The organism is Polyangium sorediatum (genome assembly GCF_029946465.1).
Taxonomy (GTDB): Bacteria; Myxococcota_A; Polyangia; order Polyangiales; family Polyangiaceae; genus Polyangium; species Polyangium fumosum.
In genome coordinates this window covers 162572-177673 of the sequence record NZ_JARZHI010000002.1, presented here as the reverse complement: position 1 = coordinate 177673, position 15102 = coordinate 162572, and the positions used below count along the sequence as shown (strand labels likewise).

Annotated in this window: 15 protein-coding genes and 1 pseudogene; 7 read left to right on the top strand and 9 right to left on the bottom strand. The window is 65.5% G+C overall.

Features of this window, described 5'->3' with window-relative positions:
• Positions 1-20: 20 nt before the first annotated feature.
• Both QHF89_RS02875 and QHF89_RS02870 read right to left on the bottom strand, forming a co-directional pair.
• A complete protein-coding gene (locus tag QHF89_RS02875; RefSeq protein ID WP_136966159.1) occupies positions 21-566 on the bottom strand; it encodes an HD domain-containing protein in 546 nt (181 codons plus the stop codon).
• A 20-nt stretch (positions 567-586) separates the two neighbouring features.
• Positions 587-1435: an SDR family oxidoreductase gene (locus QHF89_RS02870; RefSeq protein ID WP_136966160.1), complete on the bottom strand. Its 849-nt coding sequence runs from the start codon at positions 1433-1435 to the stop codon at positions 587-589.
• 108 nt (positions 1436-1543) lie between these two features.
• Between QHF89_RS02870 and QHF89_RS02865 the strand changes: the two genes are divergently transcribed.
• A complete protein-coding gene (locus QHF89_RS02865) occupies positions 1544-2059 on the top strand; it encodes a prolyl-tRNA synthetase associated domain-containing protein (protein ID WP_136966161.1) in 516 nt (171 codons plus the stop codon).
• A 29-nt stretch (positions 2060-2088) separates the two neighbouring features.
• On the opposite strand, the gene QHF89_RS02860 is transcribed toward QHF89_RS02865, so the two are convergent.
• Positions 2089-2304: a hypothetical protein gene (locus tag QHF89_RS02860; protein ID WP_136966162.1), complete on the bottom strand. Its 216-nt coding sequence runs from the start codon at positions 2302-2304 to the stop codon at positions 2089-2091.
• 2299 nt (positions 2305-4603) lie between these two features.
• Between QHF89_RS02860 and QHF89_RS02855 the strand changes: the two genes are divergently transcribed.
• The 4 genes from QHF89_RS02855 to QHF89_RS02840 all read left to right on the top strand — a co-directional run bounded on the left by QHF89_RS02855 (position 4604) and on the right by QHF89_RS02840 (position 7920).
• Positions 4604-5077, top strand: coding sequence for a hypothetical protein (locus QHF89_RS02855; RefSeq protein ID WP_284719967.1), 474 nt, complete (start codon positions 4604-4606; stop codon positions 5075-5077).
• A 20-nt stretch (positions 5078-5097) separates the two neighbouring features.
• Positions 5098-6294: a sigma-70 family RNA polymerase sigma factor gene (locus tag QHF89_RS02850; RefSeq protein ID WP_136966164.1), complete on the top strand. Its 1197-nt coding sequence runs from the start codon at positions 5098-5100 to the stop codon at positions 6292-6294.
• A 462-nt stretch (positions 6295-6756) separates the two neighbouring features.
• Positions 6757-7221 carry a hypothetical protein gene (locus QHF89_RS02845; protein ID WP_136966165.1) on the top strand — a complete coding sequence of 155 codons (465 nt, stop codon included), beginning with the start codon at positions 6757-6759 and terminating at the stop codon, positions 7219-7221.
• Positions 7222-7302: 81 nt separating this feature from the next.
• Positions 7303-7920, top strand: a complete 618-nt coding sequence (locus QHF89_RS02840) for a GNAT family N-acetyltransferase (protein WP_136966166.1) — start codon at positions 7303-7305, stop codon at positions 7918-7920.
• A 9-nt stretch (positions 7921-7929) separates the two neighbouring features.
• Here the strand turns inward: QHF89_RS02840 and QHF89_RS02835 are convergent.
• Both QHF89_RS02835 and QHF89_RS02825 read right to left on the bottom strand, forming a co-directional pair.
• Positions 7930-8384: pseudogene (locus QHF89_RS02835) on the bottom strand (cupin domain-containing protein).
• A 102-nt stretch (positions 8385-8486) separates the two neighbouring features.
• A complete protein-coding gene (locus QHF89_RS02825) occupies positions 8487-8858 on the bottom strand; it encodes a hypothetical protein (protein WP_136966167.1) in 372 nt (123 codons plus the stop codon).
• Between the two features lie 176 nt (positions 8859-9034).
• On the opposite strand from QHF89_RS02825, the gene QHF89_RS02820 reads away from it, so the two are divergent.
• Entirely contained in the window at positions 9035-9769 is a 735-nt protein-coding gene (locus QHF89_RS02820; RefSeq protein ID WP_136966168.1) for an adenylate/guanylate cyclase domain-containing protein, read from the top strand.
• A gap of 167 nt (positions 9770-9936) precedes the next feature.
• Positions 9937-10764, top strand: coding sequence for a hypothetical protein (locus QHF89_RS02815; RefSeq protein WP_136966169.1), 828 nt, complete (start codon positions 9937-9939; stop codon positions 10762-10764).
• 13 nt (positions 10765-10777) lie between these two features.
• Here QHF89_RS02815 and QHF89_RS02810 read toward each other — a convergent pair whose 3' ends face one another.
• From QHF89_RS02810 to QHF89_RS02795, 4 genes are all read right to left on the bottom strand, one after another.
• The gene (locus QHF89_RS02810) at positions 10778-11698 is read right to left on the bottom strand and encodes a UbiA family prenyltransferase (protein WP_284719964.1); all 921 of its coding nucleotides are present in this window, start codon (positions 11696-11698) and stop codon (positions 10778-10780) included.
• 21 nt (positions 11699-11719) lie between these two features.
• On the bottom strand, positions 11720-12784 hold the full coding sequence (locus tag QHF89_RS02805) for a Vgb family protein (RefSeq protein WP_136966171.1): 1065 nt from the start codon (positions 12782-12784) through the stop codon (positions 11720-11722).
• Between the two features lie 103 nt (positions 12785-12887).
• Complete coding sequence (locus tag QHF89_RS02800) at positions 12888-13760, bottom strand: hypothetical protein (RefSeq protein WP_136966172.1); 873 nt, start codon at positions 13758-13760, stop codon at positions 12888-12890.
• Positions 13757-15088: a DUF1552 domain-containing protein gene (locus QHF89_RS02795; protein WP_136966173.1), complete on the bottom strand. Its 1332-nt coding sequence runs from the start codon at positions 15086-15088 to the stop codon at positions 13757-13759. The genes QHF89_RS02800 and QHF89_RS02795 overlap by 4 nt, the downstream gene beginning before the upstream one ends.
• Between the last annotated feature and the right edge of the window lie 14 nt (positions 15089-15102).

The following is a 15102-nucleotide window of genomic DNA, read 5'->3' as shown; positions in this document are numbered from 1 at the left end:
GGCGCGGACGTGGGCGTGGGCTACGCCGCGTCTCCGATGTAGCCGCCGTACGCCTCGATCCTCGCTTCGAGCCTCGAAGCGAGCGGCGCGCTCCCCGGGCCCAGCGCCGAAAGGATCCGCCTCGCCTCCTCGCGGTACGCGATCCGTTTTTCGCGCGACCAGTACGACGGCGGCGCGGCGAGGTTCGTGATGCGGTCGGCGAGCTTCACCATCCACACCTCGCGGGGCTCGCGCTGGATGCGCGCGAGCGAATCGGCCATCCGCTCTTCCTTCGGCAGGCGCGCGTCCTTGCTCAGCGCGCGCACCCCGCGCGCCACGGAATCGCCGAAGATCCTCGTGATCTCGTCCTCGGACGCGCTCGTGTCCTCCAGCGTGTCGTGGAGCAACGCGCACGTCACGGCCAGCTCCACATCGAACGTGTCCTTCATCGCGACCGCGAGGATCTCCGCGGCGACGGTGGCGACGTGGGTGATGTACGGATGCTGCGTGCCGGGCACGCGTTGCGCGCCGTGGGCCTCGGCAGCGAAGCTGAGGGCGCGCGCGTACGTGTCGGGGGAGAACGTCATGCGGGGATCGTACCCCGCGTTCAGCCCGAGAGCTTCTCCGACAGCTCCCACAGGCCTTTCGCCGCGGCGTCGTTCCTCGCGAGGCTCGTCGTGCGCGTGAGCGCGCGATCGAAGAAGTACTCCCCGCTGTACGACGCGGCTTCGTCGCTCGTCGCGAGCCAGATGATCGTCTCAGCGCCCTTCTCCGGTGTGCGCGCGAAGAGCGCGGCGGCCGCCTTGACGAAGATCGTCGCGATCGGACCGATGTTCAGCGCGAACCCCGTGCGTACGTAGCCGGGGTGCATGCAGTTCGCCGTCGCGCTCGACCCCACGAGGCGCCGGGCGAGCTCGCGCGTGAAGAGGATGTTGGCGAGCTTCGAGTCGCCATAGGCGCCAAAGCCGGCCTTGCCTTTCCGCTTGGCGACCGTCGCGAGATCCATCTTGCTGACTTTGTGGGCGTCGCTCGACGTGCTGACCACGCGGGCCTTCGGCGTCTTCTTGATCAGGTCGAGCAGGCTCGTGGTCAGGACGAAGTAGGCCATGTGGTTCAGGGCGAACGTCATCTCGATGCCGTCGGCGCTGAGTTTGTAGTCGGTGAAGACGGCGCCGGCGTTGTTTACGAGCACGTCGAGCCGGTCGTACTTCGCGCGAAAGCCCTCGGCCACGGCGCGGGTGTCGGCGATGTTCGAGAGGTCGCCGAGCAAGAGCTCGATCTTCTCGTTGCCGCTCGCATCCTTCAGCTCCTGCACCACGCGCTCGCTCTTCTCGCGGCTCCGGCCGACGAGCACGAGCGTCGCGCCTCGCTGCGCGAAGTCCCGGGCGGCGGCCTTGCCGATACCTTCGGTCGCGCCCGTCACCAAAAAGACTTTGCCTTCGAGATCTTTCGCCATCGCGTAGCTCCTTGGTCGAGGCCGCATCTGTAGCGCACGCCTGTGCTGCCGGGGAGATGCGCGCACGAAACGTTGATCGACGACGCCGCGCGCGGTAACGAGTCGCCCATGACGAGCTCCTCCAGGGACGCGCTCTTCGAGCGGCTCGCGGCCCTCGGCATCGAGACCGAGACCGTCGCGCATCCGCCCGTCTTCACCGTGGAGGAGGCCAAAACCCATCGCGTGCGGCATGACGGCACGCACGTGAAAAACCTCTTCTTGCGCAACAAGAAGGGTGCGATGTGGCTCGTCGTGCTCGACGAGGATCGCGCGGTCGACCTCAAAGACCTCGGCCGCCGCATCGGCGCGGGGCACGTCTCGTTTTGCTCGCACGAGCGCTTGCGCCAGCACCTCGGGGTCGAGCCTGGGTCGGTCACGCCGCTCGCCGCGATGATGGACAAGGACGGCGTGGTGCAGGTCGTGCTCGACGCGAAGGTCCTCGCGCGGGATCCGGTGCACTGCCATCCGCTGACGAACGACCACACGACGGCGATCCGGGGGACGGACCTCGTCCGGTTTCTTCGGGCGACGGGGCATGACCCGGCGGTGCTCGACCTCGACGCCCCTGCCGCGCCCTCTCTATAAGGAGAAGGACTGCGGCACGACGGGCAACTTCACGCTTCGCCCCAGGTGAAGGCGAGGTGGAAGAGCTCGCGGCTGCGTTCCATGTCGTCTCGACGGGCGCGGAGGATGACTTCGTCCCCGTCGGTCCCGAGCATGTAGCCGACGGTGATCTGGCCGCAGAGGCGCGACACGACGAGCTCGAGCCCGGGCAGGATGGTCCATTGCAGGCAAAGCGGCTCGCCAGAAGCTTCGATCCAAATACTCATCGCACATTCACCTACCCAGGTGGGTACGGCTTCCTCCTAACCCTAGGTAAATGTGTCGAGGGGGCGTTTTGTCCGAAGAGATCATCGGGGCCGGTGATTTTTCCTGGCGGGGGGTTCGGCGTGGGCTCCCTGGGTGAACGGGTTTGGGAAGTAGAACCTCCCGGCAGTTAAGTGTGTTGAGAAGGTAGATCGTCCACCAGAAACGACAGGAAGGTGTCGATTTTTGCGGAGACCCCCGGAAGGTTGGTCCGCGGACGGTTCATGTGTCCAGGTAGGGGGTGGTTCGTGGAAAAACCGCGACGGGTTCGTGCTCAAAAACTTGCACGAGGTTGGCGCTTGTCTCTTTCCTCCGTGACAAACCGCGTGCTACTGAATCCCGGGACGCACCAATGAGAAGTTGTTAAGTATCTGTCTGTTGAATCGTGGATGCTTGGGGAGGCGTGTGCCGGAATCTCTAGTAGAGCACGTGTGCATTTGATTTTGGGAGCTCGTCATGCGTCTGTGGAAATACCTCGCTCTGCCTGCAAGCTTGCCATTCATTGCCCTGGCGTGTGGTGATGTCGGCTGGAGTGAAGATCTGGACTTTCACTTTAAGTGTGTCTGCGGAATAGGCACGCCTGAAGAGTTTGCTGAGTGTATCGAGCTGGGTTATCCCCCGGATCCGGAAACTTGCCCCCCCGATGCAGGCACGGTCGGGTGCCCTGGCGTGTGTGCCCCTGATACGCCTGCCGGCTTTGAAGGCCCCGTCCTCGTAGCCACTGGGCCCGCCATCGGTTTGCCCCTCTGCCCGTTGGGTACGAAGGAGGCCATTTGGGCCTGGGCCGACCCGCAGCTCGGACCTCGTGACTGCCCAACATGCGCCTGCGGCGAACCTCCGGGTACCTGCGAGTTACCGACGTCCTGGAATACGCACACCACCGTTTGTCAAGCACCCATACCACCAGCGAGCGCGTCTTTCGATGCGCCGACAAACTGGGATGGATCGTGCACCACCACCAACGCTCTTTCGGAGGGCAAGCTCTGTGGTGGTGTCCCCTGCGTCCGCTCCCTTTCCGTGGCCCCACCCGTGGTTGTGGAGGGAGATTGTCCCGTCCTGATCCAGGGGGAGGAGCCAACGGACCTCCCGATACCCTACGACGGGACCATCAACGAGTGGCCGGCGCCAATCTCGGTCGCGGCACTGGCTTGCGAGAGCGACGGGAAAACCCCGTGCAAGTACGCCTCCTGCTCGCCGGATCCGCCATCTTCTTTCGAGGTCTGCGTGTACGCCACAGGGGACGTTGATTGTCCTCAAGATTGGGCGAAACGCACGTTGTTCTTCGAGGGGGGCACCGACAAACGCGCGTGCAGCGCTTGCACTTGCTCTCCACCCACAGGAGGCTCGTGCACCGTTCAGATCCACGTATACACGGACAGCGCCTGCACGAACGAGCAACTATCCCCGTATGTCTCTTCGGACATGTCTGCTCCCTGCTACGATCTGATGTCGGGTATCTCGCTCGGAAGTAAGAAAGCCGAAGTCATCGAAAGGTTGCCCGGCACGTGTTCCTCTCATGGTGGTGAGTCCACAGGCGAGATCGAGATGCAGAAACTCATCACGTTCTGCTGCCTCGCGTAAAGCCACCTTGCTCGATCCCACCTCTAGCTGGTAGGGTCGGGCACCATGGCTCTCCGCGGGGGGACGGTACTGGCAGCGTCGTTCTGCCTCCTGGCAGCGCCTGCCGCCGCACAGGAGACCTATCGACTCGACTATGTGCGCGAGGCCGGTGCAGAGGGTTGCCCGACCGAGGTCGCGTTCCGTGCTGCCGTCTCTCAGGAAGTCGGACGAAATCCGTTCCTACCTGACGCACCGAATCTCCTCACCGTCATCTTCCGACGCTCCGAAAAGAAGGTCCGAGTCTACATCGTGGCCAAAGCCGCCGCTGGCTCGGAACAAAGCGCGCCCGAGCACCAAAAACCAGCCTGGGACTGCGCTGGATTGTTGCATCACGCGGCCTTCAGCGCCGGGATGCTCATCGATCCACTGGAGGCACCGGAACCTGAGCAACCGGCCGCTTCTCCACCACCTCCCCCGGCTCCGCCGCTGCCATCTCCACGGCCAAGCCCTCCACCTGCACCCTCCCCTGTGCCAATCGCGCAAAGAACACCTGCGCCAAGGTCGGTGCCACCCATTCGCCTCTTATTCGCCGCTGCTGGCGGCGCTGCGTTCGGCAGCACGCCCGCGTTGTCACCTTCACGGACGGTCGGCGTGGGCCTACGACAGGGCCCGCTCTCCGTAAGCGCAGAATTTCGTTCCGATTTGAACACACGACGTATCGAAAGCGGATTCCGGGTTGATGGCTCGCACAATTTCGGAACGATTGCCCCCTGCTGGCATGTGCGCGCCGTTTCACGGTGGCAACTGGACAGATGCGTCCTCCTCTCAATCAGCTCGACACTGGCAAGCACCGAGCACGATTTCAAGCTGCTGCAGGGCGAGGACAGCAAAGAAACCCTCACCTGGGGCATCGGCGTCCGCGGTGGATTGTCGTACACATTCGGCACGTCCTGGGCCTTGTTCAGCCGTCTCGACGTCCTCCTCGTTCCCGCACCGCCGGTTGTGGAGTCAAACGGCCGCGAAATCTGGACCTTCCCCTCCGCCTCCGCTGCGGTTCAGGTTGGTCTCGTTTACGCCTTCGACGTGACCCACCCCACCGCCAAACCCCCTCCCCCGCCACTTTCTCAAAAATTTTCTCCGACCGTCGGTACATCGGAGGGGTCTGACGACATATAGCAGCGGAGGCGCAGCCCATCATGCTAGCCGCGGTCGACACCACACCCACACGGGAGGAGTTCCGGACGTTCTACCAGGAGAACTTCCGCATCGTGTGGCGTACGTTGTCTCGCCTCCGGGTCCGTGAGGCCGATGTGGCCGACCTCGTGCACGAGGTCTTCGTCTTCGCGTACAACCACTTCGACGAGATCCCTGCCTATCCTCAGGGGTGGCTCGCGCGCGTCAGCTACGAGATGGTCCGGAACTACCGGCGCAAGGCTGTGCGACGGCTTGAACGACTCGCCCCGCAGGTGGTCGAAGCTGCGATCGATCAGCACTCGATGGCTGAACCGACGACGACGGTCGTCCTCGAGGCGCTCGAACGGATGCCCGAGGACCAGCGGATGCTCCTCTTGCGGTATCACGTCCATGAGGAGCCGCTGCATGCGCTCGCAAAGAGCCTCGGCATCGCACGCTCGACCGTGCAGCTCCGCCTCGCCGCTGCCGAGACGACGTTCGAGGGGTGGCTCAAAACGCTCCTCGGGATGGATCCAGAAAAGGACTCGCGGGCGAGTCTATTTGCGTCGTTCTCGCTGGCCGGGTTTCTGCCGCAGACCTGGAAGTCATGCGACGTTCTCGCCAAGGCTGAGCTCGACGGCTGGGACCGTTTGTCGCAGGCGATCGATGCTTCGAAGATCGCCTCGGGTGCGCCGAGGCGCGAGTCGGCTTCATCGCTCGGACCTGGACTCGGGAAGTCGGGTCTCCCCTTCAAACTCACGATCGCGTTTACCGTTGCGCTCCCGTCCGCGCTCGCAGGCATGCTCTTCGGGCATCTCGGTGGGGGTATCGCTTCGGCGCAAACGGTCGGGGCGCCATCGCTCCGCGCGACAGCGCCCCAGGTCGCGGTCATCGCTGAGGCCTTCGTGAAGAACACATTGTCGGGCGATTTTGCGAAACCGAGGGATGTACCGCCCTCCCCAGAGCAAGCGCCCACAGCTCGCGCCAAGAATGAGGACCCCGAAGTCCCGCTGCTTTCGCGGATGCGAGCCTTGATCAAAGACAATGATCCGAGAACGGCTCTTGAGACACTCGAGGAGCATGCGCGCCGCTTTCCCAAGAGCACGCATGTTGACGAGACCGCGAGACTCAAGAGAATAGCTGAAAAGAACCTCGCTTCGATGATTGCGAAAGAGTCCACGAAGCCCGCAGTTCCGACCGAGGACAAACCCAACCCTTGACCGGTGCGTGGGACCGTATCCCACGAAGGATCGTCGTTCGCAGCCGGCCGCGTTGCCTCTCATTCTGGGCGAGCATGGTGGCGCGGCCGCCTGGGGACGACGATCCACGATTTCGACAATGATCACCGCTCGTAGGCGGCCCGTCGTGGCAAAGACGAACGGAGGACCCCTGCTCGCGCGCACGAAAACAAGGCCAATCCGAGAAGGTTGTCTCGACGGGTCGCCTACGAGCGGTGATCAAACAAAAAACGGGAGGGAGCCATGCCCACGTTGCCAGAATCGTCGGACGACAACGTCCCGATTGGAATCCACGAACGGCCGACCTGGCCCGAGGACATGCGGCCGACGATTGTCGATCCCTCCTGCGTTCCCGAAAATGGATGGCGGTCTCGCCTTCTGGATCTGCTCGGTCGAATCCGCGCACGATTCAGCCGCACCCCCGTGCCGCCGCCGCTCCCACCCGTGCGCGAGCGAACGAGCAGCGCGCCTACACTCGTCTCCTCCGGTGTGTTCGTCTTCGAGGAGATTCTTTCGGGATTGTGGCGTCTCCCTCCGGAGCAGCTCGACGCCGTCGTGCGCCTCGCCGATCACGTGCGCGAAGCGCGAGACGCGGGGCCGGATGCCGCAGTAGAGGCTCGAATCCTCTACGTGCTCGCCCGTCTCCTGCCCGCCCCGGGCGAAATCGTATCACTCGCGCTGCTCCGGGACAAACTCCTTGGCCTCCCACGTTCGACCGTGGATCAAGGCCTGCTCCGGCTGGAGGCGAACGGGAGAATCGTGCTTTTTTCCGCGCCGGTAGGCGGAGGGCTCGCAGGGACGGGTGGTTCACCGGGGGCGGGAATCGAGCATCCAACACGAGGGAATCTCGAACGTTGTGCCCTGGCGCCCGAACGGCGCCACGGCCGGGGTATTCGCCGCGCTGCGTGACGTTTGCGTGAAACCGCGGCGCCGGCGTGCGCGGGCGCTTGACTTTCGAGGGCCGCGGGCGCTTGCTCGGTCAGCACGCCCATGCCCTTCACGCCGTTCCCACCCTCGCACGTCCCGCTCCGGAAGGGCCGCCGCGCCCTCCTCCGAATGGCCATCTACCCCGCCGATTCCGCCGGTCTGCTCGACCTCGAACGCGCGATCGTCGACGCCCGCCACGGAATCGTCAAATACCCCGACGAGCTGCCCGACGACCCGATCACCTACGGCGAGCTTCAAATACGCGCGGGCATGGCGGCGACGGACGGATCAGCCTTTTGCATGGTCGCCGAGGAAGAGGGGCGCGGAATCGTGGCGGAGGCCTCGCTCCTCCGCCTCTCGTTCCGCATGGTCCGACACGTCGCCGTCCTCGGCATCGGCGTGCATCCCGACGCACAAGGAATCGGCCTCGGCCGTGCACTCCTCGAAGCGCTCCTCGGCTGGGTACGCGACCATCGCGACGAGGACGGAGGCCGCATCCACCGCGTCGAGCTCCACGTCCGCGCCGACAACCCTCGCGCCGTCGCGCTTTATCGATCCCTCGGCTTCCAGCAGGAAGGATCCCGCCGCGGGCTGCTTCGTCGCGACGACGGGCTCTTCGTCGACGATATCGGCATGGGCCTCCTGATCCCCGATCTGGACGAGCCTCCGACCTCGGCCTGACCCGCTCGCCTACTCGTTTCCTTCCCAGTCATCGCGGCTCTCTCCATCTCGCCCGACGTATCGGAACATACGCGGCTTTCCGTCCGCGCCCGGACCGAACTCGGCGACGATGCCGAAGTTGCCCGCGTCGGGATACTCCACGAACTCGGGCGTCGTCCGCGTGCTCACGGACAGGACTTTGAGCTCGTCAGTCTCGGACGTATTGATGAACTGGTGTGCCGACTCCGGCCCGGAGGGCGGACACGCGATCATGTCACCGCGGCGGATCGGGTGTCGCTCGTCGCCGAGACGCATCTCGCCCTCGCCTTCGAGCACGAAAAACATCTCCTCGTTCACGAATGGGCGTGAAACGGGAACGCGCGCTTGCCGGGCCGGATGATCGAGACGTTGTACCCGAGCTTCTGCGCGCCGATCTGCTGACTGACGAGGCTCACGCGACACGCGAACCGTTCGCCATGGCCCATCGGAAAATACTGGAGCTCGTCGAGGTTGAGGATGGGGCGAGGCACGGGATTCTCCTATCGTTATGGTTTGCCCTGCGGGTCTGTCATCGGGCCCCGCGCCGGTCAAGGACGAAGCAAACGAGGGATCCGGACGAATAACGCTTGACGCACGGGATCCGATTTGCGTTGGTGGATCGACATGGGAACCGTGGCCCACGCCTCGAACCGGAGCGAGCTCGCCGCCGCGATGAAGGAGGCGTTGAACCGCGAGGCGCGCCGGAACGAGATGCGCGTCGCGGTCGTTCGCTTGTCGGCGTACGGGCTCGTGCTCGTGCTCGACGTCACGCTTTGGCTCCGGGGCCTGCGGCCCGCGACGAACATCACCGGCGGAGCGTTGTGGGTGCTCCTCTCGGCCGCGATCTTCTTCGCGATCATGCGGCTCCCGTACGGCCGCGTGTACTGGTTCATCGTGCCCGTCGTCGACTTCTTCCTCATCGACAGCCTGCTCGGCGCGCGTATCGCGCATATGGGCGTCACGACCGCGATGGCGGCGGTCAGCGCGCTCGCTTGTGGCCTCTTCGCCGCGACGGGCGGCATCCGCTTCGATCGCCGCGCGGCCGCGTGGACGACGGCCCTCGCCGTGGTGCTGCTCGTTCGCCTCCTCGGGGATCATGCCTCGCGCGTGCAACTGCTTTACTCGGGCGTGGCGATCGTCGCCGATCGGATTGCTCAACGTCTGGCTCGCCGATCAGGTGCGCCGCGCGATGGAGGCCACGCGTGGGCAATTGCTCCTCGAGCGCCTCTTGCCGGGCGTCGCGCGCGCGGCCTTGAAGGATCCGCTCTCGCTCCTCGACGCGCCGCGGTCCGTGGAGGCGACGCTGCTCGTCACGGATCTGCGCGGCTTCACCTCGCTCTCGGAGCGCATGGAGCCCGGCGACGTCTTCGAGATGCTGAACCAGCTCCAGGGCGCGCTCTCCGAGGCAGTGCACGCGTGCGGCGGCATCGTCGACAAGTTCATGGGCGACGGCATGCTCGCGGTGTTCGGCGCGACCGAGCCCGGGCACGACCACGCGCGCCGCGCCATCGAGGCCGTGCGCCGCATTCGCGCTGCGCTCGACGAGCAGAACCGCCTCCGCTCGGCGGGCCTGCGTATCGGCATCGGCGTGCACTCGGGGACCGTGGTGGCGGGCTGCCTCGGCGGCGGCAGCCGGCTCGAGTTCACGGTCATCGGCGACGCGGTGAACACGACCTCGCGCCTCGAAGCGATGACCAAGGACAAGGGCGTCGACGTGCTCGTCAGCGAGGAGACCGTGCAGCGCGTGCCCGAGGTGACGTTCGAGGATCTCGGCGTCGCGCCGGTGCGCGGGCGGCAGCAGGGGATCCGCGTCTTTACGCTGAAGTCGTAACCTCAAAAGCCCTCGCACCGCGCAGGCTGCTGAGAAACGGGAGCGAGCGCCCTGGAGCCAGGGAGGAGGACGCAGGAATCCAAGCGTATTCCGAGGACGACGACCGACGATGCAGGGCGCGCAGCAAGTTTATCAGCGGCCTGCGGGCGGCGTGCTAGCGTCGGCGCGTGCCTTTGCTCGTGTTCGAGGTTGCCTGCGTCGCCGTCGTCTTGCTTGCGCTCGCGGCCATGGCGCGGAGACGGCCGCCTGCGGATCTCCTGACCGATTATGCAGCGCTCGCCGTCGCCGGTTGGATCGGCGAGGAGACGTGCGTCGTGTTGTACGACTATTACCATTACGCGATGGGCTGGCATATCCGGCTCGATCGGGTCCCGATCCTCGTGCCGCTCATCTGGCCGCTCGTGATCCTCTCGGCCCGCGAGGTCGCGGCGTGCGTGTGGCCGCGGATCGAGCGACTCCGCCCGCTCGTGGTATTTGCGATCGTCGCGTTCGACGCGTCGCTCGTCGAGGTGATTGCGGTGCGGGCGGGGCTCTGGTCGTGGGTGGACGCAGGGCACCTCGGCGTCCCGATCATCGGGATCCTCGGCTGGGGATATTTTGCGATTGGCGCGGACCTCGCCTTGTCGGGCCGGCTCTCGTCCGGCGACGGGCGGCTCCGGCGTGCGCTCGCCACGATCGTCGCGGCTCCGCTCGTCGCGCACGCGCTCATTCAAATCACGTGGTGGGGGTTTTTCCGGTGGGCGCAACGGGACGCGCTCGGCGTGGCTTCGCTCTGGGGGCTCTCGGTGATCGGCGTGTTCGTGCTCGCGTCCGTCGTCTTCGCGCGCCGTCGCGGCGGCGGCATTCCGCTCTCCGTCGCGCTCCCGCGCATGGTCGCGGCCGGCCTCTTTTTCGTGCTCCTCATCTCGACCGCGCCCGCGGAACTCCCGCTCTGGCACCACACGGCCATCGTGGCGGTCCCCTATTTCGCGGCGACCGAGCTATCGACCCGGTGAACGGACGGCCGCATCAAAGAAATACGTTCGCCGGCATGCCCGCGTGTTGCCAGATCGCCGTGCCGACCAGATACAACACGAGCTGCGCCGTCCCGAGGTGCGTGAGCACGATACAATCGTGCGAGGTGAGGCCCCGACGGTACCGCGGCCGATAAAAGGCGAGCTGCGTCGCGGGCGCCGCAAGCATCAGCCCCTCCCGAACGCCGATCGCGCCGGAGACGATTCCCGCGACGAGAATGCCCGCCGCGCCGACGAGCAGCCCGTCGATGATCTGCCGCGCGCGATGAGGTCCATGCACCACGGGATACGTCGGGATCCCTTCCTGCCGATCCCCTTCCAGATCCCGCATGTCGTAAAGGATCTCGTACGTCAGCTCGAAGGGAACGAAAAACAACGCAAGACAAACGACCCCGCTCCACGGCATCACGCGCGCGCCGGGGCTCGTGACGAGGGGATACACGAAACACGTGAGGACGAAGAGGACCGACGAGCCGAAGTTCTTGAAGAAGTAGATCTCCTTCAGGCGGGAAAAGCCGCGCGGCGTGGGGACGATGTTGTAATTGTACGCGAGCCCGATGACCTGGACCGCGAGCCGGAACGGCGTGAGGCCCGGCCAAACCAGGTGCGTCGCGACGAACGACCCGCCCATGAGCAGCACGGAGCCCACCGTGAGCAGGCGCTTCCTGCGCGCGACACGCTCGGTTCCGCGGATCCCGTTCTTGAGGTCCTCGTCGATGTCGGTGATCCGGTTCATCAGGTTGATGAGGAACCAGTCGAGGCCCACGACGAGCGCCACGAGCGGCAGGTAGCGGCCCGTCATGAGCCAGCCGAAGACGACGCACGCGGTCATGGCCACGAGCACGATGTGATACCGGGCGATCGCCAGCGCGTCGGCGAGCGCGGAGGAGGCGGGCGCGAGGGCGGCTTCGGACATCGCCGCCCCTTTTAGCATTTTTCAGGGCAGCGCGAGGATCCCGATCGGCCGCGCGAGCCTCGCATCCGCCTTCACGAGCACCGCGCCCGACTGCCCCGACGCGGGCACAGGCGTTCCATCGGCTTCGAAGCGCAGCACCGTCCCCGGGTTGCCCTTCGTGTCGTCCACGTCGAAGCCCACGGTGAAGATACGCCCGCCGTCGCCGAAGCTCAGGCCGCCGAGGTAATTGCCGCTCGGCGAACCGCCCGTGTAGTTCGTGCCGATCGTGCCGAGCAAGGTCCCCATCGTGAAATCGTAGCGCCGAATGTCGTTCGCGTAATCGCTGACGTAGAGCTCGCAGAACCCCGCATTGCAATCCGGCCCGTAGGCAAGCCCGAGCAGGCTGATGTAACCATGCCCGGCGTCGGAGAGCGCGGGCTGGTCGGCGAAGACCACCATTTCGCCCGTCGTGACGTCGATCTGCAAGACCTGGCTCGGGAGCCCCGGGAACATGGGCGCCCCGTTCTCGGCGACAGAGCCCTGGGTCGTGACGTAGAGTTTTTCGTCGGGCCCGAAGAGCAGCCCATTCGGCCCGTTCAGACCCCCGGGCATTCCATCGCCCTCTTTGAAGACGTCGATGAAATCACCCGTTTTCCCATCGTATCGCAGGATCTGATCGGTCAGGAAGCTCGCCACGTAAAGCCGCCCGTCCGGCCCGAAGGCGATGCCATAAGGCCGGTGTAGGCCCCCGCCCTTCGCAAATTCGCCGTAAAACGCGCCCGTCGAGGAATCGAACCGCAGGACCGCGGAGGTCTCGGGCGTATCGCCGCTCGCGAGGTAGAGGTCCCCCTCGGGGCCGAGCGTCATGGAATCGGGATGAAAGAGGCCGCCCGTGCCCTTCGGGATGAAAACATCGACGAGCGCGCCTGTGTCCTGCTCGAATCGAAGCACGTTGTCGCCGCGGCTGTTCGCGACGAGGAACATGGGCTTGCGCGGCACCTCGCCGCTGGTCGTGGTCGTGCCGCCCTCGTCATCCCCACAGCCCGCGAGGGCCGAGAGCGCGAGGAGCAAGGCGACCTTCCCAAGGGTTCGCAAAGGGATTCGCATCGCGCCAGCATATCGGCAGCGGCGCCGAGGTGAAAGACCGATGGTGGACGAACACGCGGCGCCGTGCGGCGGCACGCGCGCGGAGGTCACGTGCGCCCCCGCTTCAGCGGCGGATGAACGCCGGCACGCCCTCGACATCGAGCGTCGCCGAGAGCTGCTCGCATTTGCCGGTGTCCTCGTTGTATGCGAGGTCCGTGTTCGCTTCGAGGAGCACCTTGATCTGCGGGAGCAGATCCTCGAGCCCATCGCCGTCCGCCACGCCGTCGAGGATCTCCTGCGGCAAGACGCCGCCGCCGAGATGGCCCTTGAACTTGAGCTCCTCGTCGATCGACAAACGGAACCGCGCGTCCTGCACGCTCAACGTGAAGGCGACGTCGAAAATGGCGAGCGGGATCGCGAGGGCAAACGGGCCGGTTTCGAGCACGCCGTTCTCGATCCGTGCATTCCTGACGTAGCTGCGGGTCGCGGTCATGTCGGGCTCGAACGTCTGGTAGGATTCGATGATACCGTCCGTGCCGAGGGTCGGCCGCTTCTTCACGCCGACCTGCACGGCGAGGTTCACGCAGGCGTCGTTCTTGAAATCGTCGACGTTCTCCATCTCCATGAGGATGACGAGCTGCCCGTCGTTGATCGACCCTTGCAGGAGCCCGTCGATCGCGTCGCCGACGAACTTCTCCACCTCCGGGACGAGCGGCGCGAGCTGGTTGTCCACGCCGCCATGCCCCTCGGAATCGACGAAATCCGCCTTTCCGCAGGAGAGGGAGTCGGTCCCGTCGCTCGTCCGCCCGTCGAGATCGAAGCCGGGTGCCACGGTCGGCGACACCAGACGCGCAAAGGCGAGCTTCGTGGTAATGGCCGCGTACGTCTCACCAGTCTCGCAAGACGTGGCAGTGGGCCCATCTTCCTCGCCGCATCCGACGAGAAAGAGGCCGAGACAAAGCGCAGGCAGGAGCCGAGAAAAGCCTTTCGTCTTCATACCTCGATCGCCGTCAAGCTGGAGGTCACACGCGCATCGCCTTGGCCGAAGCTGTCGAGCGTCATCCCCATCCCCCGCGCGAGCGAGAGGAGCACCTTGCTCGCGTTCTCGGCCGATGGGGACCGATAATGCAGCCCTGTCTTGAGCGCTCCGTTGCAGCTCCCCGCGATGAGGATCGGGTACTCTTCGAGCAGGTGCGATTTGCCGTACGAGCAATCGCTCGTCCCGAGGATCGCGCAATGCTCGAGCAGCGTGCTGTCGCCCTCGGGGACGGCGCCGAGCGCCTTCACGAGATAGGCGAACTCGGACATGATGTAGAGCAAGATGCTCTGCACCTGCGGCTGTTCGCCGGGCTCGTCGTGGGTGAGCTGGTGATGCCCGGCCGTCGCCCCTGGATACAGCGGATTGCCGACAGGGCTCGAGAACCACTGGCTGAACACGCGCGTCTGGTCGCAGGCGAGCGCCATGACGAGGATGTCCACCATCACGCGCGAAATCTCGGACATCGGCGGCCTGCCGTCCACGTCGGGATATTCGTCGAGCGGCTTTTGCGGCACCATACACGCCGCGAGGCTCGGCGGGTTCTGCTGGAGTTTTTCGATCTGTTTCTCCAGCGCGCGGATGCCGTCGAGGTGTTTCTCCAGGCGCTCCTTGTCCGTTTGTCCAAGGACCTGCTGGAGCGCTGCGGCTTCCTCCGTGATCCCGTCGAGGATGCTCTGCCGCAGCGGCAACCGCGGATCCGGCATCGGCGTGCTGCCCGGCATGACGAACCCGTCCACGAAGACACGCTGGAAGAGCGCCGCGGGCGAGTTCTCCGGCGGGTTCACGCTATGCGGCGCCGTGTACGAGAGGCTCCGCCCTCCAGGCTGGACCGCGAATTCGAGCGAGCGGAAGCGCGTGTCCTGCCCGACGGCCTCGGCGATCACCTGATCGATGCTCGGCTGCGTGAACGTGGCGAGCTCGGTGCCATTGCTGAGCGGCGTCGCGCCCGAGAGGATGCCCGCCGATCCCGAGAAATGCGGCACGGTGTTCCCGGTGTACACCTTCATGCCGGTGATGACCGAGACCTTGTCCTTCACGTCGGCGAGAGGCGCGAGCGTGGCAGACGGCTCCCAGGTCGGCCCCGTTCCTTTGGGCACCCAAAAATCAGGCAGGGTGCCATTGCCCCAGAAAAAGATCCCGAATCGCTTCGGCAGGGCGTCGCCTTGGGCATAGGCCGTCCCGTTCGTGTTGAGAAACATCTCGAGCGCCGGCAGCCCGATGGCGACCGCCGCGCCCCCGAGCATGCCCCGGAGCATCGTCCTTCGGCTCAGCTTGGTTCGCTTCATGGCATGATCCCCTT

Coding starts and splice junctions, on each gene's coding strand:
- QHF89_RS02875 (WP_136966159.1), bottom strand. CDS start 566: ATGACGTTCTCCCCCGACACGTACGCGCGCGCCCTCAGCTTCGCTGCC.
- QHF89_RS02870 (WP_136966160.1), bottom strand. CDS start 1,435: ATGGCGAAAGATCTCGAAGGCAAAGTCTTTTTGGTGACGGGCGCGACC.
- QHF89_RS02865 (WP_136966161.1), top strand. CDS start 1,544: ATGACGAGCTCCTCCAGGGACGCGCTCTTCGAGCGGCTCGCGGCCCTC.
- QHF89_RS02860 (WP_136966162.1), bottom strand. CDS start 2,304: ATGAGTATTTGGATCGAAGCTTCTGGCGAGCCGCTTTGCCTGCAATGG.
- QHF89_RS02850 (WP_136966164.1), top strand. CDS start 5,098: ATGCTAGCCGCGGTCGACACCACACCCACACGGGAGGAGTTCCGGACG.
- QHF89_RS02840 (WP_136966166.1), top strand. CDS start 7,303: ATGCCCTTCACGCCGTTCCCACCCTCGCACGTCCCGCTCCGGAAGGGC.
- QHF89_RS02825 (WP_136966167.1), bottom strand. CDS start 8,858: ATGAGGAAGAAGTCGACGACGGGCACGATGAACCAGTACACGCGGCCG.
- QHF89_RS02820 (WP_136966168.1), top strand. CDS start 9,035: ATGCCTCGCGCGTGCAACTGCTTTACTCGGGCGTGGCGATCGTCGCCG.
- QHF89_RS02810 (WP_284719964.1), bottom strand. CDS start 11,698: ATGTCCGAAGCCGCCCTCGCGCCCGCCTCCTCCGCGCTCGCCGACGCG.
- QHF89_RS02805 (WP_136966171.1), bottom strand. CDS start 12,784: ATGCGAATCCCTTTGCGAACCCTTGGGAAGGTCGCCTTGCTCCTCGCG.
- QHF89_RS02800 (WP_136966172.1), bottom strand. CDS start 13,760: ATGAAGACGAAAGGCTTTTCTCGGCTCCTGCCTGCGCTTTGTCTCGGC.
- QHF89_RS02795 (WP_136966173.1), bottom strand. CDS start 15,088: ATGAAGCGAACCAAGCTGAGCCGAAGGACGATGCTCCGGGGCATGCTC.